This is a genomic window from Polaromonas sp. CG_9.11, assembly GCF_015752225.1.
Lineage (GTDB): Bacteria > Pseudomonadota > Gammaproteobacteria > Burkholderiales > Burkholderiaceae_C > Polaromonas.
Genome location: NZ_JADOVE010000033.1, coordinates 1 through 22,605 on the forward strand (window position 1 = coordinate 1; position 22,605 = coordinate 22,605).

General features: G+C 59.0%; 23 protein-coding genes and 4 pseudogenes. 18 read left to right on the top strand and 9 right to left on the bottom strand.

Translation table 11 applies throughout. The features are described 5' to 3' along the window. Positions 1-277 precede the first annotated feature (277 nt). From IWX85_RS18670 to IWX85_RS18685, 5 genes and pseudogenes are all read left to right on the top strand, one after another. A complete protein-coding gene (locus tag IWX85_RS18670) occupies positions 278-439 on the top strand; it encodes a hypothetical protein (protein ID WP_196870763.1) in 162 nt (53 codons plus the stop codon). A 106-nt stretch (positions 440-545) separates the two neighbouring features. Continuing rightward, positions 546-752 carry a type II toxin-antitoxin system VapB family antitoxin gene (locus IWX85_RS18675; protein ID WP_196870764.1) on the top strand — a complete coding sequence of 69 codons (207 nt, stop codon included), beginning with the start codon at positions 546-548 and terminating at the stop codon, positions 750-752. Further along, positions 749-1,129 carry a type II toxin-antitoxin system VapC family toxin gene (locus IWX85_RS18680; protein ID WP_196870765.1) on the top strand — a complete coding sequence of 127 codons (381 nt, stop codon included), beginning with the start codon at positions 749-751 and terminating at the stop codon, positions 1,127-1,129. The genes IWX85_RS18675 and IWX85_RS18680 overlap by 4 nt, the downstream gene beginning before the upstream one ends. A 388-nt stretch (positions 1,130-1,517) precedes the next feature. Beyond that, positions 1,518-1,622: pseudogene (locus IWX85_RS20610) on the top strand (IS5/IS1182 family transposase); the annotation flags it as partial. Positions 1,623-1,768: 146 nt separating this feature from the next. Next, a complete protein-coding gene (locus IWX85_RS18685) occupies positions 1,769-3,208 on the top strand; it encodes a hypothetical protein (protein WP_196870766.1) in 1,440 nt (479 codons plus the stop codon). Positions 3,209-3,356: 148 nt separating this feature from the next. Here the strand turns inward: IWX85_RS18685 and IWX85_RS18690 are convergent. The 3 genes and pseudogenes from IWX85_RS18690 to IWX85_RS18700 form a co-directional block, all read right to left on the bottom strand. Then, positions 3,357-3,698, bottom strand: a pseudogene (locus IWX85_RS18690) (transposase); the annotation flags it as partial. Between the two features lie 521 nt (positions 3,699-4,219). Continuing rightward, entirely contained in the window at positions 4,220-6,223 is a 2,004-nt protein-coding gene (locus IWX85_RS18695; RefSeq protein WP_196870768.1) for a PAS domain S-box protein, read from the bottom strand. A gap of 553 nt (positions 6,224-6,776) precedes the next feature. Continuing rightward, positions 6,777-9,467: pseudogene (locus tag IWX85_RS18700) on the bottom strand (Tn3 family transposase); the annotation flags it as partial. Positions 9,468-9,597: 130 nt separating this feature from the next. Here IWX85_RS18700 and IWX85_RS18705 point away from each other — a divergent pair. Then, positions 9,598-10,158: a recombinase family protein gene (locus IWX85_RS18705; RefSeq protein WP_196870770.1), complete on the top strand. Its 561-nt coding sequence runs from the start codon at positions 9,598-9,600 to the stop codon at positions 10,156-10,158. Positions 10,159-10,182: 24 nt separating this feature from the next. On the opposite strand, the gene IWX85_RS18710 is transcribed toward IWX85_RS18705, so the two are convergent. The 4 genes from IWX85_RS18710 to IWX85_RS18725 form a co-directional block, all read right to left on the bottom strand. Further along, positions 10,183-10,653 (bottom strand): DUF599 family protein, encoded by a 471-nt coding sequence (locus IWX85_RS18710; protein ID WP_196870771.1) that lies wholly within the window; start codon positions 10,651-10,653, stop codon positions 10,183-10,185. Positions 10,654-10,741: 88 nt separating this feature from the next. After that, the gene (locus IWX85_RS18715; protein WP_196870772.1) at positions 10,742-11,179 is read right to left on the bottom strand and encodes a YeeE/YedE family protein; all 438 of its coding nucleotides are present in this window, start codon (positions 11,177-11,179) and stop codon (positions 10,742-10,744) included. A gap of 15 nt (positions 11,180-11,194) precedes the next feature. Further along, entirely contained in the window at positions 11,195-11,626 is a 432-nt protein-coding gene (locus tag IWX85_RS18720; RefSeq protein ID WP_196870773.1) for a YeeE/YedE family protein, read from the bottom strand. After that, complete coding sequence (locus IWX85_RS18725) at positions 11,616-11,957, bottom strand: metalloregulator ArsR/SmtB family transcription factor (protein ID WP_196870774.1); 342 nt, start codon at positions 11,955-11,957, stop codon at positions 11,616-11,618. Before IWX85_RS18725 ends, IWX85_RS18720 begins: the two co-directional genes overlap by 11 nt. A 275-nt stretch (positions 11,958-12,232) precedes the next feature. On the opposite strand from IWX85_RS18725, the gene IWX85_RS18730 reads away from it, so the two are divergent. The 12 genes from IWX85_RS18730 (at position 12,233) to IWX85_RS18785 (ending at position 20,601) form a co-directional block, all read left to right on the top strand. Continuing rightward, complete coding sequence (locus tag IWX85_RS18730; protein WP_196870775.1) at positions 12,233-12,772, top strand: DUF2243 domain-containing protein; 540 nt, start codon at positions 12,233-12,235, stop codon at positions 12,770-12,772. 22 nt (positions 12,773-12,794) lie between these two features. Continuing rightward, positions 12,795-13,544 carry an MBL fold metallo-hydrolase gene (locus IWX85_RS18735; RefSeq protein ID WP_196870776.1) on the top strand — a complete coding sequence of 250 codons (750 nt, stop codon included), beginning with the start codon at positions 12,795-12,797 and terminating at the stop codon, positions 13,542-13,544. 28 nt (positions 13,545-13,572) lie between these two features. Then, a complete protein-coding gene (locus tag IWX85_RS18740) occupies positions 13,573-14,004 on the top strand; it encodes a beta-lactamase hydrolase domain-containing protein (RefSeq protein ID WP_196870777.1) in 432 nt (143 codons plus the stop codon). Positions 14,005-14,171: 167 nt separating this feature from the next. After that, positions 14,172-14,732: a hypothetical protein gene (locus IWX85_RS18745; RefSeq protein WP_231379979.1), complete on the top strand. Its 561-nt coding sequence runs from the start codon at positions 14,172-14,174 to the stop codon at positions 14,730-14,732. A 98-nt stretch (positions 14,733-14,830) separates the two neighbouring features. Further along, positions 14,831-16,204: a rhodanese-like domain-containing protein gene (locus IWX85_RS18750; RefSeq protein ID WP_196870779.1), complete on the top strand. Its 1,374-nt coding sequence runs from the start codon at positions 14,831-14,833 to the stop codon at positions 16,202-16,204. 132 nt (positions 16,205-16,336) lie between these two features. Beyond that, complete coding sequence (locus tag IWX85_RS18755; protein WP_231379981.1) at positions 16,337-17,020, top strand: c-type cytochrome; 684 nt, start codon at positions 16,337-16,339, stop codon at positions 17,018-17,020. Beyond that, positions 17,017-18,060, top strand: coding sequence for a c-type cytochrome (locus tag IWX85_RS18760; RefSeq protein ID WP_231379983.1), 1,044 nt, complete (start codon positions 17,017-17,019; stop codon positions 18,058-18,060). Before IWX85_RS18755 ends, IWX85_RS18760 begins: the two co-directional genes overlap by 4 nt. 154 nt (positions 18,061-18,214) lie before the next feature. Further along, positions 18,215-18,622, top strand: coding sequence for a DUF302 domain-containing protein (locus IWX85_RS18765; protein ID WP_196870781.1), 408 nt, complete (start codon positions 18,215-18,217; stop codon positions 18,620-18,622). A 178-nt stretch (positions 18,623-18,800) separates the two neighbouring features. Then, on the top strand, positions 18,801-19,361 hold the full coding sequence (locus IWX85_RS18770; protein ID WP_231379984.1) for a DsrE family protein: 561 nt from the start codon (positions 18,801-18,803) through the stop codon (positions 19,359-19,361). A gap of 187 nt (positions 19,362-19,548) precedes the next feature. Beyond that, complete coding sequence (locus IWX85_RS18775) at positions 19,549-20,115, top strand: substrate-binding domain-containing protein (RefSeq protein WP_196870782.1); 567 nt, start codon at positions 19,549-19,551, stop codon at positions 20,113-20,115. Continuing rightward, positions 20,070-20,333, top strand: coding sequence for a type II toxin-antitoxin system RelB/DinJ family antitoxin (locus IWX85_RS18780; protein ID WP_196870783.1), 264 nt, complete (start codon positions 20,070-20,072; stop codon positions 20,331-20,333). The genes IWX85_RS18775 and IWX85_RS18780 overlap by 46 nt, the downstream gene beginning before the upstream one ends. After that, positions 20,320-20,601, top strand: a complete 282-nt coding sequence (locus IWX85_RS18785; RefSeq protein ID WP_196870784.1) for a type II toxin-antitoxin system YafQ family toxin — start codon at positions 20,320-20,322, stop codon at positions 20,599-20,601. The genes IWX85_RS18780 and IWX85_RS18785 overlap by 14 nt, the downstream gene beginning before the upstream one ends. 347 nt (positions 20,602-20,948) lie before the next feature. Here IWX85_RS18785 and IWX85_RS18790 read toward each other — a convergent pair whose 3' ends face one another. Next, positions 20,949-22,001 (bottom strand): hypothetical protein, encoded by a 1,053-nt coding sequence (locus tag IWX85_RS18790; RefSeq protein WP_196870785.1) that lies wholly within the window; start codon positions 21,999-22,001, stop codon positions 20,949-20,951. 109 nt (positions 22,002-22,110) lie between these two features. After that, positions 22,111-22,512, bottom strand: a pseudogene (locus IWX85_RS18795) (Tn3 family transposase); the annotation flags it as partial. Positions 22,513-22,605 lie beyond the last annotated feature (93 nt).

Here is a 22,605-nt window from a genome sequence, read left to right on the forward strand (position 1 = left end):
GTGAATGAAAAGTCTGCGCTTCCCATCGTGGCACCGGGCGACTGAATAGCGCAACGCGGTAAAACCCGGAACCAGGGGAACGCCCCTTTCATTCGTTAGCGAAGTGCCCCGCCTATGAAAGTCAGTCCTCTACAGCGTCCGGCATTCTCAAAAGTCATGTTTTTGAGTCTCTGTTTTAAGAATGCTTTTCGAAAAGATTTGGAAGACATTTCATCCCATAGACGCCTGCTTTCTCACAAAAGCTGCTCAAAAACCTTCGTTTACAACAAGCCAAAACTTGTTAGCGTACGATTTTTTCCATTTCCTGAGGCTACTTCAAATACGCGCACTGCTGGCCGATCCGGCCGCGCAAGTCAAAGACATCGCCGCGTGGTACGGCGTATCGCGCATCACGCTTTACAAGCGGGTAGGTGTCGTGCAGCCACTAAAACAGCTTTGATTCCACTTCAAGAAGGTTGAACAAAGGGGCGGGCAAAGGTAAAGGCTGTTTCCTTCATCCATCTTTTGATTCAAAATGATGTCCACTTTGATGCGAAAGGCTGACTATGCGAACCACACTCACGATTGATGACCAACTTTTTGCCAAGGCCCTGGCACTGGCTGACCCTGGCGTGGAGAAGTCCGAGCTGATCAGGGAATGTGTCAAGGCATTCATTCAACGCCAGACCGCCCGCCGCCTGGCTGCCCTGGGCGGCCAGGCGCCTGATGTTGAACTCGCGCCTCGCCGGCGCGAAGAAGTGCCGACTTCATGAATGTGCTGGTCGATACCTCTGTGTGGGTGGGTCACTTCAAGCAACGCAACGAGCGTCTTGTGGCTTTGCTGGAAGAGGGCAGGGTTGTATGCCACCCCTATGTGGTGACGGAAGTGGCCTGCGGGACACCACCGAATCGACGCGCCATCATTGCCATGCTGGCCGAACTTGAAAGCACGCCTCTTGCGACACCTGAGGAGCTTTTGGAACTGATCGAGCGTCGCAGCTTGTACGGTCGCGGGTGTGGCTTCGTTGACATGAGCCTGCTGGCCTCGGCGCTTCTGGGCGATCAGAAGTTGATCTGGACTTTGGACAAGCGGCTGGAGTCCGTAGCTGCCGAGTTGAACCGGGCTTACCGCCCGGCACTTCACTCCTGAGCCGTTTTCCGCGTCAGGCGTTATGTTCAGCCAGCATGAGCGACACCTTCGCTGGTTCAGGGCGGTCGTTATCGCCTGTGTATTCAGTGTATGGCCGCATCCCAAACACACGGATCAGATTTAAATCTGTTGATTTGGACACCACCAGATTGGCTTCTTGACATAAGGCCAGTCTTAGGGAGCTGCAGGATCGGCTGGTTACGATCAGAAACTGGCATAGCGGCAATTGACACGAACGTTGAGACCCAGCAGGTTCGGGTTGTTCGTCGAAAGACTGCCTGCACACGTAATCTGACCGAAGCGGGCGGTGGCAGCTTTAGGTCGCTGCCATTCGTCTAACTGTGCCTTTCAAAACCTGGAGATTGGTCTGCGCCCATAGTTCGGGAGCATGAAAAGACCACTGGTAACTGATGAACTCTGATCCATCATCGAGCCGTTGTTGCCTGCCGAGCCGCCCAAGTCCAGGGGCGGGCGCCCTCGGGTAGCCCCGCGTCCAAAGCAGCGTGAGGCGTGCAAGATTCTGAACCGCCTCAGGTAGGGCGGTGTCGCAAAGACCCTGGGCGGAATAAGCGGCGTCCCCGTTGCTAATCGAAGTAGCGCCTGCTTGGCGGGAAGGCCGCAAGCTCTTTGGTGGCGCCCGTGCTGATCGCAAGACTCGTCATCCACGAAACGACATATCGGCCGATTCTGAGGGCGCAACCCGAACACACCTTTCAAATGGCCCTTGTGCTAACCGGCATACTAACCAGAAGTTTGAAAAGGTTTGGTATGAAACGTTTTACGGACAACGGTCACGGCAAACAAATTCTTGCAGTTTCAATGGCTGTCGTCTTTTTGGTATCTGCTTGCGGCGGCGGCGATGACGGCGTTACAACCACCGTGTCGGCGTCCACGATGCCGGTGACATCTGCTCCTGTCCCACCACCTGCTTCAGTGCCAGCCCTGGTTCCGGTGCCTGTTCCGGGTTCCGTTCCAGCAATCACGCCGGCGCTGCTCGTTCAGCCCGCTTCCCGCGTCAACACAACGACGGCTGGGGAGCAAAGGGTCGCCAGCGTCAGCGCGCAAGCAGACGGCGGCTATACGGTGGCCTGGATCGACAACACCATGGCCTTCGCCATCCAGCGCTACGACAGCGCCGGCAGCAAACTCGGGACGGAAGTTTCCGTGCCCTTTTCAAGACTCGCCACGACTGGGGTCATCAACAAGACTTCGGTGGCAGTGCTGCGCGATGGAAGTGTTGTGTTCGTCTATGAGACCAGCAGGCGGCTGGACACTGGACAGCCGGTGGAGGGGGTTTTCTTCCAGCGGTTCGACGCCAGCGGCGCGCAGCTCTCGGGCGAGGTCACGGTGGTGTCACGGATTGCATTCAACGGCCCTGTGAATGAGGGCGGGGGTTTCCCCAAGGCAGTCCCCTTGGCCGACGGTGGCTTTGTCGTGGCGTGGGCCAGTTACGGGATCAACCCCATCTCCGTATTCAACACCGTGTACAAGCAGCGGTACGACAGCCAGGCGCAGCCGGTCGGTGGCAATGTATTAGTCTCGACGTACCGCGCCCCGGGCTTTGGCGCCTATACGCTGGCGGCGGACAGGCAAGGGGGATACATATTGACCATGCTCCGCAGCAACAATTCATCCGAGAACAAGCCCGGCACCTCCGTGATCCACTTCGACGCGGCGGATACGGCCAGGGAAATCGTTCCGGAAAGACTCGGCAGTGCCCTGTTGCTGCCTCTGGCAGGCGACCGCTTCGTGCGCTTCACCAGCGACTCGACTGGCACCTTGCGCCAGTTCCTGGACAGCGCAGGCAATCCAGTTGGCGATGCCGCCAGCGCTGCATCAATGCCCGTTGCGGCAACCGAACTGGCCGATGGAAGCTTTGTTGTGTTCACGCCAGCCAGTGGCGGCAGCTTCACGGCGCAACGGTTCAATGCCAATGGAGCCGCGCTGGGCGACGCCGCCGCAGTCGATGCAAGCACGGCCGCTGCCTTGACCGGAGGGAGCTTAGCTTTGGCTCGGTCCGCCACGCTGCCGGGCTGCGACCTCGACGTCTACACGCAAAGGGTGCTGGTCCGGAACTGAGGTCGCAAGGGTCCTAACAGTGCCTTTCGAAACCTAGAAATTTCTGTGTATGCCCCTATCTCTGGGGCAAGGCAAAAGCACTCGTAAGCGACGAACTTTGGTCCATTATTAACAGTGCCTTTCGAAACTTTCCTTGAAGCGTATTCGAGCAGATGAGCGAGCAAGCCAGGGAAGTGAAGGCGTAATGGATGTCGGGCCTGCGTTTGTAGCGGATGCTCAAGCGCCGCATGTGTTCAAACCATGTCAGGGTGCGCTCAACCACCCAGCGGTGGTGGCCCAGCCGCTCGCTACTATCGACGCCTCGGCGGGCAATGCGCGGCTGGGTGCCGCGCTGGCGGCAAGCGCGGCGGCAGCGCCGATGGTCATATGCCTTGTCGGCATGCAGTTTGCCCGGACTTTGCCGGGGCCTGCCGCGCTCGCCTTTCACAGGCACCACCGCATCGAGCAACTCGGCCATCGGCACGCTGTCATGCACGTTAGCGCCCGTGAGCCAAAACGAAAAGGTTCATCAAGCTAGACGCAAAAGACACTGAAACTGGTATTGATCTTGGCCTGGATTTGGCCTCCTATCCTTTGAACTCAAAAATGAGCAAATTGGAAGCCAAAGCGTTTCCAGCCGCTTAAAACTTGCCAACGCTTGCCTATGCTAATATGAATGATAACGTCCTTTATCATCCATGAAGCTGGGAGCTAACCAGGGAAATCTTGGCGACTATGCGCTCTGGAGGCTCGGGGAGCCATCCGCTAACTGTCATGACCCGTGCGGGTCACCCTGGATGATGGAAAAAAAGACACTGGGGGTGTGCGGGCCAGCGCGGGTAGAGGTCGGTCAATTTTTTGATGGCACTTCGACCGACCGCTAACTTGACCCGCTGCCGACCACTCGTACCCAGGATTGCCTGCGAGCGTTGTCTAGTCCCCTTTGGGGGTTGGACGCGCCCGACAGCCCCCACATTAAAGAGAGCCGCCGGACTTGCCCGGCAGGCCGTTGGTCGGCGGCACCTGCGCTGGTCAGGCCGGGGTCGGCTGTAACTCGGCCAGCAGCTTCGTGAGGACGGCGTAGTCGACCGGCTTGACCAGATGGCCGTCGAACCCGGACTCTTTGGACTTACGGCGGTCCTCATCCTGTCCCCATCCGGTTAAGGCGACGATCACGATGTCTTTGCTCCACGGCCGTTCGCGGATCTTGCGACAGGCTTCGTAGCCGTTCAGTTTCGGCAGGCCGATGTCGAGCAGGATGACGTCGGGCCGGAACGTCGCCGCCGCTTCCACTGCCTGCAGGCCGTCGTAGGCGGTGTGAGTCTCGTGGCCGGTCAGGTTCAATAGCTTGGCGAGAGACGTGGCCGAGTCCCGGCTGTCATCGACCACGAGAATGCGGCGGGCCGTCGTCGGCGTCGGCTCGCCGGCGGTCGGCTCTGGCGGCGGCTGGGGCGTTTCCACCAAGATCGGCAGACGAATCGTGAACTCACTCCCCTGACCCACACCGGCACTGTGAACTTCCACCGTGCCGTCGTGCAACTCCACCAGGCTTTTCACGAGCGTCAGGCCGATACCCAGCCCGCTCTGCGAACGCTCCAACGACCTATCAAGCTGCGTGAACATCTCGAAGATCCGGGGAAGCTGGTCGGCGGCGATGCCGATGCCGTTGTCCCGCACTCGGATAACCGCTTGCTTGCTCTCGCACTCGACGGTGAGCCAAATCTGGCCACCCTTGTCGGTGAACTTGTAGGCGTTGTTGAGCAGGTTGCCCACCACCTGAGCCAGCCGGGTCGAGTCGGCGTTCAGGAATATCGGTTTCGGCGGCAGCGTGACGGTCAGTGTCTGATCCATGCTCTTGCACTGCGGCCGGATGGCTTCGGCGGCGTGGTAGACGGCGGATGCCAGTTCGATCTGCCCCCTGCGGAGCTCGATCTTGCCCCGGCTGATGCGGCTCACATCGAGCAAGTCGTCCACCAGCCGCACCATCTGGCCGACCTGACGATCCATCATCGCGGACGCCGATCGGACGGCCTCGTCCTCCGGTCGCTGACGCTCCCGGCTCGCCGTGAGCCGTATGATTTGCAGGGCGTTGCGGATTGGGGCCAAGGGGTTGCGGAGTTCGTGGGCCAGCATCGCCAGGAACTCGTTCTTGCGGCGGTCGGCTTCCTGCAACGATTGTTCGTAACGCTTGCGTTCGGTGACATCGCGGGCGGCGGCGAACACGCCCCGCAGTTTCCGGTCGCGGTTGTGGAAGGTGGTCGCGTTGTAGGACACCACGGTTTCCTTGCCGTCCCTGGCGCGCGCAGTGAGCTCGTAGTCGGTGACTTTGCCTTCGCCCAGCACCAGCTTGATGCCCGCCTCGGCGCGCTCCGGGTTGGTGAAGTAGTCCTTGAACGGCGCGCCGATCAGCTCGTCGCGCGTGCATCCGGTGAGCGCCTCCATCTGCTTGTTAACGTCGGTGATGATGCCGCGCGGATCGGTGGTTATCAGTGCGTCAATGTTGGATTCAATCAGCGAACGCGTATAGAACTGTTGATCTCGCACGGCCTGATCGAGCAGCATTCGCTCGGCTTCAACTTCCTTACGCGCCGTATTGTCGGTGCCGATCAGCAGATAACCGATAATGTTGTTCTCAATATCTCGCAGCGCCGTCACCGACACGACCGCCGGGAAGCGGCTGCCGTCCTTGCGGATGTACGTCAGTTCGTAGATGTCCTCGATCCCGCGCGAGGCCTTGAACACCAGCGCCTCAAAACCGGGCGTAATCGAGGTGCCGAGTTCGACGCTCAACGCCTTGGCGCGCGCAATCACTTCCTGCGGATCGGAAATATCGGCGGGCGTGTTCTTGTTTAACACTTCGGCGGCGGTATAGCCCAGCATCCGCTCGGCACCGACGTTGAAGATCTGAATAACGCCCTTCGCGTCGGTGGCGATGCTGGAGAAGTTGGCGCTGTTGAAAATCGCGTTCTGCAACGCCCCGGCTTTGAGCAACGCCTCTTCCGCCTCCTTGCGTGCAGTGTTGTCGATGTCGATCAATCGTTGCCTCCGTGTCCACACATTTTTAAGCCATCCACCGCTATCCGTTTGCGGTCTCGGCACATGCGGTAGCTTAACCGACAGGTTCGGTTCATACAAAGGACGGACTCTCAAAGGAATGAAAAGAGGACAGGTCCGAATGGCACTTGCCGCCGCAATCTGTTCAGCGCATTCGGCTTTTGCAATTCGCGCGAGGCTTGATTTTGATCCTCCCAACTGAGAAACCACCAGTCGAGTCGGAAGGCTCGCGGAAGGGCCGCCAAGTGTCACCGTGGACGGGGCTTATTTTGGAATCGAACATCTAGGGACACGCTGCTTCGGTACAAACACTATAGCCTTCGCACGGAAGAGTTATGCGCCCCTTCTACGAAAGTGTCATATCCAGCTGCACGTCGCGGTAAGGCACCTCGGGACGTAGCTTGCCGCGCTCGCCCTTGTGCAGGCGCACGAGGCCATAGCGCTCCATCGTCTTGAGCGTGCGCGACAGGTTGCCGGGCGTTCGGCCGGTGGTAGTAGCCAGCTCGTGCAGCGACGAGGGATGGGTGACGGCGATCTGGGCCAGCAGGGCGCGGTTCCGGTTTGACAGCAGCTGGCGCAAGATGACCCGGCGCCGATTTTCGTCATCGATGTAGTTCAGCGAGTGCAACGTTTTCTCGATTCGACCCAACTCAGCCAGCGCCAGGGCCAACTGCGTCGGTCGATCCCCCGTCTGCAAGGTTCTCATAATGCCCGTGGCGGGTATTCGGCCCAGCTTGAGGGAGCCGGCCAGACGCAACAAGTCATCCCAGTTCGCCTTGATTCTGCCCAGCGAGACGCTGTGCCGGGCAAGCGAGTTGAGTTCGCCATAGTCTGCGCCCGTATCAATGCGCCAAAAGCGCGTGCCGCCGACGTCGGCCAGACGCGGGCTGAAACGATAACCCAGCAACCGAAACAATCCAAAGGCCACATCACTGTAGGCGCCGGTGTCGGTCATGATCTTGGTCGGTTGCAGTTCAGTTTGCTGCTCCAAAACAACCGCCAACAAGATCAGACTGTCACGCAGTGTGCCGGGAACCGTGATGGCGTTCAGGCCCGAGCATTGGTCGGACAGCAAGTTGTACCAGGTGACACCTCGCCCGAAACCGAAGTATTTGGGGTTGGGGCCGGCGTGTACGGTGCGCACCGGCACGACAAAGCGCATGCCGTCGGCTGATGCCACGTCACCACCACCCCAGGCGTGGGCCAATGCCACGCGGTTCTGTGCGGCAACCAATAAGGCTTTGGCTGCGACCAGGGTGTCGTCGCGCAGGTAATTCTGATCAACCCAGGCCAGTCGCTCGTGCTTGAGCGCTGGCACGTCGTAACGGATCAATGGCTCCGGACCTGTATTGCAGGCCTCTGCCAACAATACCGCGCACAGGCTGGTGCTCAGATCCTGTGCCCGTGCAGTGGCCTGCGTGAGATGGGTGAAGGCGTCGGTGAACCCGGTGCGAGCAGATATTTCCAGCAGGATTTCTGGCAAATCGACTTCAGGCAGCAGGGCAACGACGGCCGCGCGCAGGGCGAGCAATGACGCCGTCTCCTCCAGCTTGTCCAACGGACTCAGGACCAACTCCTTCTTGTCGCCCACGGTCTCAAATCGAACGGCAGGATTATTGGGCAGGCGAGAGGAAACCGCGCGGTATGTCTGGTCCAACTCTGCGCTCAGCGCGGCCAAAGCGGGTGCCGGGTCGGCCGAGAGTCCCAGGCTACGGCAAATAATGGGGCGCGCGGTTTCCCACTCCGGGCCGGTGAGCAGTCCGGCGCGCGGGTCGGCGTAGCGCCAGCTCGGGCTGACAAATACATCCCGGCGACGCAGTGCTTTGTGCAGTCCATCGAGCACGCAGAACGTGTAGGCGCGGGGGTCAACGCTGGCGTTCTCGCGCAGAGCATGGCGTAGCCACGCCTTGGTAATCACCTCTTGCGGCGCTGGTAGCTCGGGTTTGACACGCATCTCGCGTGCTTTCAACCACTCCAAGCCAGCCACAACAGGCTCGCCTGCCCGGTTCGAGCCAAACTCGATGTACCGCAGCAGGGTCGGCAGGAAGACGCGCACGGCGCGGTAACGCTCGTTGAGTTCGCCGTAATACACGTCGTTGGGCGGGCGCACCAATGCGTCCACGCTGGCCAGCGCCTGTGTCAGTCGCTCGCGCGAAATACGTGCGAATACGCTGTCACGCAAATCGTCATCAGCCAGGGCCGGATCCAACAAAGTACGGCATGCCGTGGCCAGCACGGTAGCGGCAGCATCGAGATCCTTGAGGCTGCGCAACCGCGCTTTCTTGTCGGCCTTGACGGCCTCGCTGAACAATTCCTGCAGCAGCATGTCCAGCACTTCAATCACGTCGTCGTGCGCGGTGGCCTCCAGACAGTGGATGAATGCAACCAGCGTAGCCAGTCGACGTACAGGAGGCAAGCGGCTGATGGCCGTGACCTTGGCGGTGCCGGCAAAACGCGCCAGGGAGGCGAGTCGGCCTGGTGGTACGCCTGTCGCAGGCAGCTTGATGCCCAAATCACGCACCGCCTGCAGGCGCACGATGGCTTTGACCAGTGCCCGGCCACTGACGCGAACAGGTCCGGATCGCAATTTGTCGAGCCACGAACTGCGACCTGGCGATGGCACCGTCAGCAAGTCTTCCAGGCGGGCGCGTTGTTCGTCCGTTATGCCGCGTCCCAGCCGTTTCCACAGCCGATCTTCGACGCGGCTGCGCAAGCGAGACACGAAGCGCTCCAGGGTCGTGCAGCCTGGCAAAATTACCTTGTGTGCCAACAGCCAGGTGATTGCGCGGTCAAACAGGACGCCCGGTTGCTCGGTGCCCGTCCAACTCAAGGTATAGAGCCAGCGGCTCAGGCGAAAACCCACAGTGGGCTCCGCCCATTCACAAAAACCATATCTCAACCGGATTTCCGTGGTGTGTTCCCATTGCTGGTTGGCGTTGCGATAGCCGTGCAGTTGCTCAAGATTGACGCCTCGCAATTGCCGAACGAGTGTTTGCAATACCGCGCCTGGTACATCAACAGGGTCTTCGAGAAAGGTGCCGAGAAATCTCGCCGTGGTCAGTTGCAGCGCAAATCCAAACCGATTGTGGTCGCCGCGCTTGCTGCCGATCAGTATGTGGTCAGCGTCATCAAGGTGGAAATAGCGCGACAACTCATCGGCGCTCGGATCGCCGTCATACCGACCGTAATTGGCGCGTTGTTCGGAAGTGAGGAATTGGACGGGCATCAGATAAAAATCAGAACGTTGCACAAACCTTCGTTTGCGCAACGATTGCTGGACGACCGCCCATCAAGGCATTGTGTGTTGCACAAATGTATTGCAAAATAGAATTCATTTGCAACAGGTTTATGCACCAATGCTGATTGGCTACGCACGCGTCTCAACCCAGGATCAGGAAACGGCTGCACAAATTGCCGCGTTGAAAACCTCCGGGTGTGAACTGATCTTTCAAGAAAGAGCTTCGGGGGGACGCTGGGACCGCCCGGAGTTGCATCGCCTGTTGGCGCAACTGCGCAAGGGTGACGTGCTGGTGGTCTGGAAGCTGGACCGCCTGTCACGCTCGCTAAAAGATGTGCTCGGCCTGATAGAGAAAATTGCCCAGGCGCAGGCGGGCTTTCGCAGTCTGACCGAGGCGATTGACACCACCTCTGCGGGCGGGCGCATGATGATGCAAATCGTCGGAAGCTTTGCGGAGTTCGAGCGTGCGATGCTGCGCGAACGCACGCGCAGCGGTCTCGATGAGGCTCGCAAGCAAGGCCGGCTTGGGGGGCGACGCCCCAAACTCAAGCCCAATCAGCAGCAAGAAATCGTGAGCCTGGTCAACACGGGTCAGAAAACCGCAGCCGCAGCGGCCAGACTGTTCAACGTCCATCCGGCGACCGTTTCGCGTCTTCTGCATCGGGGAAAAATTCCTTAACCGTGTTTTATGTTCCATTGCGCCCTAAACCCCACCTATGGGAGCCCAGCGCTGGCGTGCCTGCGAATGAACCGGCATCGAGCAGATGAAGCCGGCATGGTTGTAATAACGCGCAGCCATCGCCGAGCAGACCAGGGAAGAAAACAACAGCATCATCAGCACGAGCTCGAGCGCCAGGCGCGCAGTGAAATGCATTGAGCTTGCATCGCCAAACGTCGAGTTGAGCGAAGGGGCGGCAAGGGTTACTGCACCCATTAATCCCAGGGCAGCCGTTGAAGCCGTCATCGTTGCTGCCATCAATGAGTTGCGCAAGGTCTGCACGGCCAGCACTTCCGATCCCGGATGGTCCGAAAGCGCTGACAGCCATTGCTCGCGCAAATCGGCATGCGCCAGCCGCGCAGGATGGCGCTGCTGCACCAAGAGCAAAGTGCCTTCATAGACCAACAAAGCAGCGACGGTCAGGAACGCTGCAAGCCACGTCGTCGCATTGCTCATGAGTTCGCGCCTTTTGAAATTGCTGCAGCGTGTGGAACTGCTACTTGCCAGATCTTGGCTCGGCTCTTCAAAACTCGACCACCACAGCTCAAGCTGTTTTTTGCTGTCGCATTATTGCCAACCGGTCCTGGATCTCATAGATGGCCATTCCGGCCAGCATGGCAACCACAAAAATAAGCGGCTGAGTGCCCCCTTGTGCAACAGAAACCAAGGCCGGGCCAGGGCAATACCCTGCTAGAGCCCAGCCAGCGCCAAAGGTCAGGCTCCCCAGCACCAAGCGGCGGTCCACCTGGCCGGCAGTTGGCAAACGCATGACATCGCCCAGCAGCGATTTCTCGCGTCTCCTGGCAAACCGAACCGCAACCACCCCAACCAGGATGGCGCCGCCCATGACGAATGCCAGCGAAGGGTCCCAACGGCCGGCCAGATCCAGAAAACCGATCACCTTGGATGGGTCCGTCATGCCCGACAGGATCAAGCCCAGGCCAAAAATCAAGCCCGTGGCCAATGCCGTGATGATTTGCATTAATTAACCTCTTCTTTAGCTGAGAAGATGCCGAACCACAAACACCGTCAGAAAACCGGCAGCCATGAACGCAGCGGTAGCCACAATCGAGCGAGGCGAGCCGCGCGACAAACCACTGACGCCGTGCCCGCTGGTGCAGCCCGAGCCGTAGCGCGTACCCACGCCCACCAGCAGTCCGGCGGCAACCAATGTCGCCGTGCCTGCATCGATCGTTACCTGCGGCAAAGGCGCTGCCATGGAAAACACCCAGGGTGCGGCAAGCAGTCCCGCAACAAACGCCAGCCGCCAGGCCACGTCGCCTTTGGCTGGACGCAGCAGGCCGCCCACAATGCCGCTGATGCCGGCAATGCGCCCGCTCAACAGTAAGAAAATAGCCGTTGCCAAGCCGATCAGCAAGCCACCGGCCAGGGAGGTCCAGGGCGTGAAGTGTGTCCAGTCAATGGTCATTCGATACCTCCTTTGGGTCGTGGACTTGCTTGCAATAAAGCGCGTACAGCACCTTCATGACCGCCATCGCTTCTGGGCTGGCAATGTTGTAGAAAATCTGCTTTCCTTCACGCCGGGTACTGACCATTTTTTCCTCGCGCAAGACGCTCAGCTGCTGGGACAGCGTCGGCTGCTTGATTCCGGTCACCTCTTCGAGGTCGCTCACGCAATACTCGCCCTGGCTCATCTGGCACAGCAGCAGCAGACGATCGGAATTGGCTAGCACCTTGAGCAGTCCGCTGGCTTGGGCAGCGGCTTGCTGCATGGCCTGAAAATCGATTTTCTTATCCATCTGCACCGTCACCGTCTTTCCTTTTCAATTTGCTTTAATTATACTTTTATTGAATATATGTTTCAATAGTATGTCTTGCCGTTGGTAAGTTGGGGGCGATAACGGGCGACAACGAGCGAGCAGGTGCCTGTCATCCAGCGGCGCTGGAAAGCATCTATCCATGAGCAAAGCAACAAGGTTGACTCAAATGCAAGGGTAACTTTTAAGGCCGCTGTCATCATCTTCATAAAAAACATATTATAAGTTGTAGTCTCAATCGATGAGGTACTTACGCCATGCCAAGCACTGAAGTGACAGACAAGCAAAGCTCAGCATCAGCAAGCCGTTTCCCAACAGCCGCCGGCATCTTCCTGGGTTTGGGACTGGGCGGCTTTTTCGACGGCATTGTGCTGCACCAGATTTTGCAGTGGCACCACATGGCAACGAGTGCCGGTTATCCACCCGACAGCTTGGCAAACCTCAAGTTCAATACTTTGCTGGACGGCTTGTTTCATGCATCGACCTATGTTTTTGTCGTGATTGGCCTGGTGCTCTTGTGGCGGGCAGCGCATCGGCAGCATCCCTGGTGGTCGGGAAAAATGCTGACGGGAAGCATGTTGATGGGCTTTGGGCTCTTCAACGTGGTTGAAGGCATGGTGGACCACCATGTCTTGAAGCTTCACCATGTGAACGAGACCGTACCGCCCGGGCAATGGATTTACTGGGATGTCGGATTTCTTGTCTGGGGAGCAGCAATGCTGTTTGCCGGCTGGCGACTGCTCAAGGCCGGAAAACAGCTGTCAAGCGATGGGTTATACGCAGCAAGCAGGTCTTGAATTAACAACAACAAAGGCACACATGATATTTCGGCAGTTGTTTGAACCTCTGTCCAGCACCTACACCTACCTGCTGGGCTGCGAGGAAACCGGCCAGGCGGTCTTGATAGATCCGGTGATCGCATCAATGGATCGAGACCTCGAGCAGGTGCACCGACTGGGCCTTACCCTGGCGTTCAGCCTGGACACCCATATTCATGCCGACCACATCACCGCAGCGCTTGAGCTCAAGCACAAGGTGGGCAGCCAGATCGCAGCGCCGGCGTTTGACCGGCTGGTCTGCGCCGATGTCGGCATCGAAGAAGGCGTGCCGTTCAAAGTGGGCAGCCTTGCCTTGCAGCCACTGCACACGCCGGGCCACACGGACGGCCATTTTGCGTACTTCTTGGGCGACCGGCTCTTCACGGGCGATGCGCTGCTGATCGAAGGGTGCGGGCGCACAGACTTTCAAAATGGCAACGCCGATGCGTTGTTCAAAAGCGTGCGGGAAAAACTCTTTACCTTGCTGGATGACACGCTGGTTTACCCTGCGCACGACTACAAGGATCGCCGCGTCTCGACCATCGGGCAGGAAAAAAAGCGCAACCCCCGGCTGGGCGAGGACAAGACTCTTGAGGAGTTCAAGACCATCATGGCCGGCTTGAACCTGCCGTACCCTAAGTTCATCGACCACGCCGTGCCAGGCAATCAGCAGTGCGGCGTGTGCCCGTCACACCTGCCTGATGACTTGGCTCGGTACTGCGCGCAAATGACCGACAGCCCGCAAGGGTAAGTTTTCTTCTATCCCTACAGGAGCCACCATGGATGAGCAATTCAAACCACTAGAAAACGGCATGCTGATCGGCCCGCAGCCGAGCGAGGACAACCTGCGCCAAGCCAGGCACGAAGGCATCAAGACGGTCATCGATTTCAGGATGCCGGGCGAAACTCCAACGCCCAACGCGGCGCTGGTTGAGCGCAGCGGCTTGGCATACGTGAACATTCCGGTCAACAAGGCAAGCCTGTCGCTTGATCAGGTGGACGAGCTGGACCGCGCGATGCGGGACAAGGACGGGCCCTTCCTCATCCACTGCGCCACTGGAGCCCGCGCTGCCCTGCTGCTGGTGCTGAGCCAGGCCAGACAGAACGGCTGGAGTGCCCAACGCGCGTTTGAAGAAGCGCGGGCGATGGGGTTCGACCTGGAGAAGTCGCCGGAGTTTGCTGAGTTTGTCAAGTCGACGACAAGCGGCTGAATCGTATTGGGAGCAACGCGTGGAAGCCCTTCGATTCATTCATGCAGTTGACGAAACATATAAAAACCAACATGACACCCCTTCGACTGGTGCTGGGTGGCCTTGTTTTCGGAGTGCGATGGGGTACCGCCGGCTACTGAGCAAGGTGGCGTTTAAAGCGCAAACAATTGGGCGAGGTTAGGACCAACAATGACAAAGGATATTTTATGAAGTGCAATCAGTCGAAATCAGCCGGATGGTTAGCAGCGGCGCTGCTCATGCTTGGCACTACGCTGACCTTTGCCGCGCCAGTAAAGGTCGAAGCGGTGATGACACCCAAAGAGCAGATCCGCATGGATTTTGCCGATGGCAGCAACCACTTCGTTCTCATGGTGCGGCGAGAAGGAAAGGCCACCGGCCAGGGCTTGCTGGCCGGCGCCGCGGTGACCGAATTTGGTCGGCATGACATCGTCCCCGGTGTCGGCGGAGATCCCAGCGGTTACCTGGTGTTCACCGCAGCGCAAGGGGGCATCGCCTATGTCAAGTGGACAGTGCGGGCGGTTTTCATCCCGGGTCCTGACGGCAAACCGATCTTGCTTGACAACGGCGTGTGGGAAGTGGTGGGCGGAACCGGAAACTTCAAAGGTCTGCAAGGCGCTGGAACCCTTCACATCAAGACGGTTTCGGCCACGGATCGAAACTTCATTCTTGAAGGCGAGCTTGTGTCCCCCGCTGCGGCCGACAAATAACCAATTGAGCAAACAACCTGTTGAGTGAAAAAGCACCAAAGTTGACTGGCCGTTTCGTGTGCTGACTTAACCCGACATTTCAGGAATCAGGTGAATTCATGTTCTTCCAACGTATCAAAACCAAGGGGCTCGGTCACAACGCCTATGTTCTCGGCTGCGGTGAAGGACTGGCGGTCGTGGTCGATCCGCGCCGTGACGTGGACGACTACGTCAAGCTGGCGCGCGATAACAATTTACGTATTGCTTATGTCCTGGAGACCCACCGCCAGGAAGACTTCGAGTTCGGCTCGCAAAGCCTGAGCGATATCACGGGGGCCAAAATCGTGACGGGAACGCATGCGCTGTTCGACCGGTCTGACGTTCGCCTTGCCGATGGTGAAGCATTCCAGGTGGGCACCACGCATTTTGTCGCGCTGGCAACGCCTGGACATACACCCGAGAGCATGAGCTATGCCGTCTATCCAAAAGACACCGGAAAAACATGCTGGGCCGTCTTGACGGGGGACTGCCTGTTTGTCGGTGATACCGGCCGAACCGATCTGCCTGATCCAAACAAGACCGGGGAAAATGCCGGGCTGCTGCACGACTCGGTCCACCAAAAAATTGCGCCCCTTGGCGACCAGGCGTTGGTCCTGCCGGCCCACGGGTCTGGCTCGGCATGTGGTGGCAACATTTCGGAACGCGATGACACGACCGTGGGCATTGAAAAAGCCACCAATCCTGTGTTCAAAATGACCCGTGAAGAATTCATGTCGCTCAAATGCAGTGAACAAATGCCCCGCCCACCTTATTTCACGCACATGGAGCAGGTCAATCTCATGGGCGGACGGGCGCTTGCCTCGCACTTCGCAGGCCGTGTGCTCACGCCCAGGGAGTTTCAGGAAAAGATGCAAGAAGGCGTGGTGATCGACACTCGGCCGCCAGAAGCCTTTGCCGGCGCGCACATCCAGGACTCCTACAACATCTGGCTCGAAGGCGTGGCCACCTTTGGCGGCTGGATTGCCGATGAAAAAACCAAAATATTTTTGGTCGTCGGGCAGCCCGAGCAGGCGGCAATGGCCATTGCCGCGCTTGCCCGAATTGGCATTGACTCGGTGCAAGGCGTTTTATGCAAGGGTGTTGAAGCTTGGCGCGAAGCAGGCTTGCCAATTGAGACGCTGGGTACCACCAGCGCGCAGGAAGCAGGCCGTTGGATTGCACAAGAGGCCGTGCATGTCCTGGATGTGCGCGACGAGATGGAGTGGACAGAAAAACACATTCCGGGCGCAATCCATACCTACGTTGGGTATTTGGAGGACAACTTGCCGCCAGTGCCAAAAAACAGCCGGCTTGTCGTTCACTGCAGTGTTGGCCATCGCTCCGGGCTGGCAGTGAGTATCTTGCGGCGCCATGGCTTCACGGCAGTCTTCAATATGCTGGGCGGCATCAAGGCGTGGGAGACGCTGGCGTTGCCGCTAGAAGCATCGGCTTGACTGGAATTTCAAACATGCGAGGTTTACCATGCAAAAAGTTAACCGGGTTTGGCCTGTTTTAATCACCGCTACCCACGCATCATGAAAAGCGTTGCGATGCTTGTGGTGGCATGCGCTGCTGTGACTATGGCCATGGCGCAGCCTGCAAAGCAGGGGCCGGGTCAACCGATGGCTGCGCAAGGCCCATCGCCAAGCGTGGCGGTTTGCATCGGTTGTCATGGCGCCAAGGGTGAAGGCATGGGCGCCTTTCCACGCCTGGCAGGAACTGGCCAGGCTTACCTGCTGGCGCAACTCAATGCGTTCGCAAACGGCGATCGCAAAAATCCTGTCATGCAGCCCATTGCACAAAGCTTGAAGCCAGCCGAGCGCCAAGCACTGGCGTTGTATTTCAGCCAGTTGCCTGCGCCGTTGGTCGCATCTGATTCAGCACAGCCTTCGCCCTCCGATATAGGCGCCTGGCTTGCCACGCGTGGCCGCTGGGCTGACCAGGTGCCCGCCTGCGCGCAATGCCATGGGCCGGGCGGCAGTGGCGTTGGCGGCCAGTTTCCGCCATTGGCCGGCTTGCCTGCAGCCTACATCGCCGAGCAGCTGCAAGCCTGGAAAACAGGCAGTCGCCCGCCCGGGCCACTGGCACTGATGGCCGGCGTGGCCAAAAAGCTATCGGACGCCGAGATCAGCGCCGTGGCGGCTTACTACGAAAAAATTGCGGCACCGGATCGAACAGCGATACCAGGTGTGGCAGGTGTGCCAGCCGCTGCACTCGCTCCCGCTGCCCTGAGCCCTGCAACACAGGCCCAAACGAGAGGCCATCCATGAAAACAGAACCCTGGGTTTCCAAGTTCCCGGTAAACGGCCTGCTGCTCTTCGTGGGCACCATGGTTGCCATTTTGCTGGTGGTGACGGTTGGCGGAAATATGCTGTTCCCACGCTTTGCCGACACGCTGGCGCCTTCGGCCTCAGCGCCGCTTGCACAAACGCTTGCTGCTCAAACCACGCCTGTCGCCAGCCCCGCCATCATCCCTGCTGGGCCTGCACCAAATGCCAGTGCCAAGCCGGCAGCGGTGACCACCGCATTTACGCCGCCCGCCGAGAGCGACATGCCCACGGGGGACTACGGCAAGGTCATCCGGCTGGGGCAGCAAGTGTTCATGGAAACGGGCCAGTACGCCAGCCGTTATGTCGGCAACAGCTTGACTTGCGCCAACTGTCATCTCGATGCCGGCCGAAAAGCCGATTCGGCGCCATTGTGGGCGTCCTTCATCCATTACCCGGCCTTTCGCAGCAAGACCGGCCAGGTGGACACGCTGGCTTCGCGCATCCAGGGCTGCTTTGAATACAGCATGAATGGCAAGGCGCCGCCCGCAGATGATCCGATCATCACGGCGCTGCAAACCTATGCGTTCTGGCTTGCCAAGGGCGCGCCGGTAGGCATGCCGCTGCCGGGCAGCGGCTACCCCAAGCTCAAAAAACCCGCGCAGCCTGCCGATTACGCACGCGGCGAAAAAGTCTATGCGCAAAACTGCGCGCTGTGCCATGGCGCCGATGGCTTGGGCCAGCGCGCTGGCGACAAGCAGGTTTTCCCGCCGCTGTGGGGACCGAAGTCGTTTAACTGGGGCGCCGGGATGCATCAGCTGGCGAACGCGGCCGGCTTCATTCAGGCCAACATGCCGTTGGGCAAGGGCGGCACCTTGAGCGAGCAGGAGGCTTGGGATGTCGCTGTCTTCATGAACAGCCATGAACGCCCGCAAGACCCGCGCTTCACAAAATCAGTTGCCGAGACGCGCAAAAAGTACCATGACACCGATGACTCGCTGTACGGCAAGACCGTCAATGGGCACGTGCTTGGGAGCCAATGAAATGGTCGCGGTTTCCACTTTCTGCGCCCCGATTTTCTGCATGGACTCCAGCGTGCTTTGCCGCATTGTTGGAAATATGCCCCCAATCGCTTATTCGATGAAACGGGTGATCCCGAAAACCCATTTCAATCTTTTTTAAACCAAGGAGTAATCCATGTCTGACTACGGATTTAAGACGACACTTTCGACGACTTTCGACGTTGCTTTGCCCCAAGTGCTGGCCGCGCTCAAGGCCGAGGGTTTTGGCGTGCTCAGTGATATTGATGTGGCCGGCGCGATGAAGGAAAAACTCGACATCGACTTGCCGCCCTATCGGATTCTTGGCGCTTGCAATCCGCCTCTCGCACACCGGGCCTTGCAGGCCGAGCCCGACATCGGCCTTTTGTTGCCGTGCAATGTGATCGTGCGGCAAGACCCCGACGGGCAGGTGACGGTCGGCTTCCTCGACCCGCAACTGATGGTCGGCTTGACCGGCAACCCGAAGATTCGCGAAGTTGCCGACGATGCCGCCGCCAGGCTGCACCGCGTTTGCAATTCACTGACCGGGCTGGCGACGCCATAAGCCCGACGCGGGTGGTTTGGAGTGCGCGCTGTCAGCAGGCTTGTTCAACGCGCGGCGTGTTACTTGCTGTCAGCGGCGTTACCCATGTCGCGACTCAAAGTCGAGTCTGGCTTTCGGGCCGCTGCGCCATGATCGTTGATCCAGGCGTTTTCAATTATCTTTTTGCGAGAGGTTCATGATGCAACGACGTCTTCGAATGCGAGCCGCCACAGCAGCAGCGGCGCTTTTCCTCGCCGTGTCCACTGGTCTGGTACAGGCTCAAGTGCCACCACGGCCTGCCGTTCCGGATTTCGGCGCCACCCATACCGCCCCGCAAGCCGCCGAGCGGCCAAGCAGGTCGCTTCGCTACAAGGTGGTGTTCAGTGTCACCCAGGGCAACGACGACACGACGAAGCCGAACGCAAGCCTCGAAAAAGTCGCGCGATTCATGAATTTGCTGGCAGCCGATGGCGTTCGTCCGGTTTCCGGCGATGTGGTGGCAGTGATGCACGGCAAGGCGACGCCAATCGTGATGGACGACGCCGCTTACCGCACCCGCCACAACGGTGCTGCGAACCCCAACCTTGAACTGATCGAGCAGCTCAAGAAGGCAGGCGTGTCTGTTCGGGTGTGCAGCCAGGCGCTGGCTGCGGCGTCAATTGCGCCCGAGGCAGTCGACAAGCGGGTAAAGATCGACGTGGCGGCGTTGACGACGCTGGCCAACCTGCAGTTGCGCGGCCACGCGCTGATCCCCGATTGATGCGCTCGCCAGTGCACTGCCACCGCCAATCCACTCGCGTGCGCCGGTAGCTGCTCGCAACAAGATTGAACAGTGCTACAAGCGCTCGGATCTTGGACTGTGTCTCCGATCCTAAAAAGGGCCGGAGCTCAACCACTGCCATGTTGGACGCGGCGCACTGATCACTTGATTTCTACCAGAAAACACCATGAACCAGTACACGAAACGCTTCTTGTCTTCGACGGCTCTGTTTTTGTGTATTGCAGCGACCTGCTCGACTCCGGCCATTGCACAGGATGAGATCAACGTCTACGGCCCCGGTGGGCCGGCTCCGTCAATCCAAGAAGCGGCCAAGGCCTTCGGCGCTGCGAACCAGCTGACCGTCAACGTCGTCGCCGGGCCGACCAACCAATGGATCGACAAAGCCAAGCAAGACGCGGACATTGTCTTTAGCGGCGCCGAAAACATGATGGCCGACTTCGCCAAGGCATTGCCCGGCGCGTTCGACCTCGTCGATGCGCAACCGATGTACCTGCGCCCGGTCGCGATCTTGGTGCGACCGGGCAACCCGAAAAAGATTCGCGGGTTTCGCGACTTGCTCGCGCCCGGCATCAAGGTGCTCACCGTCGCAGGGACAACGAGTCGGGGGTATGGCGTCGCGCTTGTCAGGACTTGTGCGACAACCATCTGTGAATTACAATGTAATTCAAACGCCAAGGAGAAAATACTATGGCTGCAAACCAGCTTGTACAGGCCCGCATTGACGGGGCGATAAAAGAAGAAGCCGCTGCTGTTCTGGCCGCGATAGGCCTGACCGTGTCTGACGCGGTCCGACTGCTGCTGACGAAGGTTGCGCAGGAAAAGGCGCTACCGTTTGAGCTCTTGATTCCGAATGCCACCACTATTGCCGCGATGAAGGAAGCCCGCGCCGGCAGCTTGGCCAAGTTCGATAGTGTTGATGCGCTTATGGCCGATCTGCATGCGGACGATTGAGAAGACGGGACAATTCAAGCGAGACTACAAGCGCGAAGCCAAGGGTCAGCACCGGGCAACACTTGATGCTGAGTTCGTGCCTGTCCTGGTCGCGCTGGCGAACGATGTACCGATGGAGCCGTGTCACCATGACCACGGTCTGAGCGGAAACTGGAGCGATCATCGGGACTGCCATCTCAAACCTGATCTGGTGCTTATCTACCGAAAACCCGACGACGACACACTGCAGCTCGTCCGATTGGGCTCTCATTCAGAGCTCGGCCTATAGAGACCTTCCCGGCTTGCCTGGAAGTGGTGGGGCGTTAGCTACTTGTTTGACATAAGGCCCGTCGGGGCAGGTAAGGCTGGGTGGGCCGGTTACGAACCACAATAGCCAGTCGAAGGACAGATCAGCATAACCCGATACCAGTCGTTCAAGCGAGCGCAGCGGGTGATGGGCGACTGTCGCTGCAAAGCAGTCGTGGTGATTTTGAAGTCGGGATCGCCTGCCCAGTCTTCGCCGCGACTCGCGTCGCATAAGTAACGTTCGAGTCGAATGAGCCAAAACGCATTCCTATCCTTGGAACCGATAAGTGCCCGGCGAGGCTAGAGTAGGCACCTACTGTCCGTGCATATTCACCACAATGGCAGCGCGCGACCTGGCTTCAGTCGGTTTCGATTATGCCGGCGAGCTGAACCAACCATGCCGGCAGCTTGGCCTCGTGCACGGCGTCTAGGATGCATATTGCGCGCACAAAGCGTCGCAGGCGCGAGTAAGACTTGGCCGTACAGCGTTTGGTTCCACTGGACGTTGTCACCAGAGGGCTTCACGTTCGCCGCCGGCAAGGCTGCGTCGTTGCATCGAACCGTTGCTAGCAGGTTGCTCACAACGGCCAGCACGTCCGCCTGACTGATCACTGCCAGGTTCGTATCAGTGCCCAAGTAAACGAAGTCTGCGGCAATTGCGAGATCGCCCGTAGCGCCCTGGATCAGGAGCCCATTGCTCTCGCACGACATGCTTTCCAGTCGAGCGAGTCGCATCGCGAGCTCCGGCTCCAATGCGTCATCCGAAGCCATGCGCTGGAGCAATTCGACTTCCTCATCCCACGCCGTGACCGACTCACATTGCCAGGGTAACATCAGGTCGTAAGCGGATCGAACGATGAACGTCTCGCCGCCATGTTGGCCGTAACTCAGGAACATTCTCAGGTCACCCAAGTTGCGGGGGGAATGCGCCAGCATGATGACGCTCAGGTACGCAACATTGCCCTGGGGCGCCTTCGTTCGCATCGTCGCGTTGATGCCTCTCATTCGCCCATGATCGTTCAGGCAACCCGCCAGGACCAGCATGGACCCCCTGTCGACCGGATTGAGCGACTCGAGTTCCTCCCAGCCAATGCGCAGCGCATTGTCAAACTCATGGCGCATGTCCGCACGCTCGAACAGGCGTCGCGCCGTGCCTTCGTGAATGTCGACGAGGACAATAGCGTGCAACGGCGATGGCGTGAAGCGCCGTAGCAGCCTTATTATGGCTTGCGATACCTCCTCATCCTGCGTCAAACGGTCGATGTCGAACTTGACGAGATTCGCAGTCGCGTCAGCTGCGTATGGCTGGATCTGCACTTGTCCTGTCCGGGCGTGACGTTCGAAAAACGCGCGCGCCTCCTTCTTCTGTGATGCAGTGGACACCCTTAACCGCTTGATCGCGCGCTTCTCGGGGTCTGAGGTGCAGTGGAACCGTAAAAGCAGTTAAGAGGACAAGATGAATGGCCAAATGAAATTTGGGCCTGGTCTGACTTCACGCAAGACCGTCAGCCGGATCGCGCAAGGCCCGCAGTTCGCCCTTGGCAACGGCGTCGGGCACCAGGAACGAATACCGACCCAGCATGTTGATGTGCTCGTGCAATAGTGGCGATAGGCGGGCCACGTCATCGTCGTTTACGCAGTAGCCCTGCGCACGCAGCTGACTCAGCGCGGCCTGCATGTAGAGGGAGTTCCACAGCACGATCATGTTGAGCACCAGGCCGAGCGCGCCCAACTGGTCCTCCTGTCCTTCGCGGTAGTGCTGGCGTAGCTCCCCGCGCTTGCCATGGAATACTGCACGCGCGACGCTGTGGCGCGCCTCGCCGCGATTGAGCTGGATCAGCGTTCCCCGTCGTTTGGCCTCGTCATCGATGTAGCGCAGCGTGTGCAACGTCTCGGTGGCTGTCAAGGAAGTTGTCGCCTGAAGTGAAGTGAGTCAGGCTACTTTTTGCGTGTTTCGAAGCTCCTTGATTTGTGGGGTTTCTGGGTT

What these genes read in the sequence shown, in the direction of transcription:
- IWX85_RS18675 (WP_196870764.1), top strand. Translation starts at nt 546, where the DNA reads ATGCGAACCACACTCACGATTGATGACCAACTTTTTGCCAAGGCCCTG.
- IWX85_RS18680 (WP_196870765.1), top strand. Translation starts at nt 749, where the DNA reads ATGAATGTGCTGGTCGATACCTCTGTGTGGGTGGGTCACTTCAAGCAA.
- IWX85_RS18705 (WP_196870770.1), top strand. Translation starts at nt 9,598, where the DNA reads ATGCTGATTGGCTACGCACGCGTCTCAACCCAGGATCAGGAAACGGCT.
- IWX85_RS18710 (WP_196870771.1), bottom strand. Translation starts at nt 10,653, where the DNA reads ATGAGCAATGCGACGACGTGGCTTGCAGCGTTCCTGACCGTCGCTGCT.
- IWX85_RS18715 (WP_196870772.1), bottom strand. Translation starts at nt 11,179, where the DNA reads ATGCAAATCATCACGGCATTGGCCACGGGCTTGATTTTTGGCCTGGGC.
- IWX85_RS18720 (WP_196870773.1), bottom strand. Translation starts at nt 11,626, where the DNA reads ATGACCATTGACTGGACACACTTCACGCCCTGGACCTCCCTGGCCGGT.
- IWX85_RS18725 (WP_196870774.1), bottom strand. Translation starts at nt 11,957, where the DNA reads ATGGATAAGAAAATCGATTTTCAGGCCATGCAGCAAGCCGCTGCCCAA.
- IWX85_RS18730 (WP_196870775.1), top strand. Translation starts at nt 12,233, where the DNA reads ATGCCAAGCACTGAAGTGACAGACAAGCAAAGCTCAGCATCAGCAAGC.
- IWX85_RS18735 (WP_196870776.1), top strand. Translation starts at nt 12,795, where the DNA reads ATGATATTTCGGCAGTTGTTTGAACCTCTGTCCAGCACCTACACCTAC.
- IWX85_RS18740 (WP_196870777.1), top strand. Translation starts at nt 13,573, where the DNA reads ATGGATGAGCAATTCAAACCACTAGAAAACGGCATGCTGATCGGCCCG.
- IWX85_RS18750 (WP_196870779.1), top strand. Translation starts at nt 14,831, where the DNA reads ATGTTCTTCCAACGTATCAAAACCAAGGGGCTCGGTCACAACGCCTAT.
- IWX85_RS18755 (WP_231379981.1), top strand. Translation starts at nt 16,337, where the DNA reads ATGGCGCAGCCTGCAAAGCAGGGGCCGGGTCAACCGATGGCTGCGCAA.
- IWX85_RS18760 (WP_231379983.1), top strand. Translation starts at nt 17,017, where the DNA reads ATGAAAACAGAACCCTGGGTTTCCAAGTTCCCGGTAAACGGCCTGCTG.
- IWX85_RS18765 (WP_196870781.1), top strand. Translation starts at nt 18,215, where the DNA reads ATGTCTGACTACGGATTTAAGACGACACTTTCGACGACTTTCGACGTT.
- IWX85_RS18770 (WP_231379984.1), top strand. Translation starts at nt 18,801, where the DNA reads ATGCAACGACGTCTTCGAATGCGAGCCGCCACAGCAGCAGCGGCGCTT.
- IWX85_RS18775 (WP_196870782.1), top strand. Translation starts at nt 19,549, where the DNA reads ATGAACCAGTACACGAAACGCTTCTTGTCTTCGACGGCTCTGTTTTTG.
- IWX85_RS18780 (WP_196870783.1), top strand. Translation starts at nt 20,070, where the DNA reads ATGGCTGCAAACCAGCTTGTACAGGCCCGCATTGACGGGGCGATAAAA.
- IWX85_RS18785 (WP_196870784.1), top strand. Translation starts at nt 20,320, where the DNA reads ATGCGGACGATTGAGAAGACGGGACAATTCAAGCGAGACTACAAGCGC.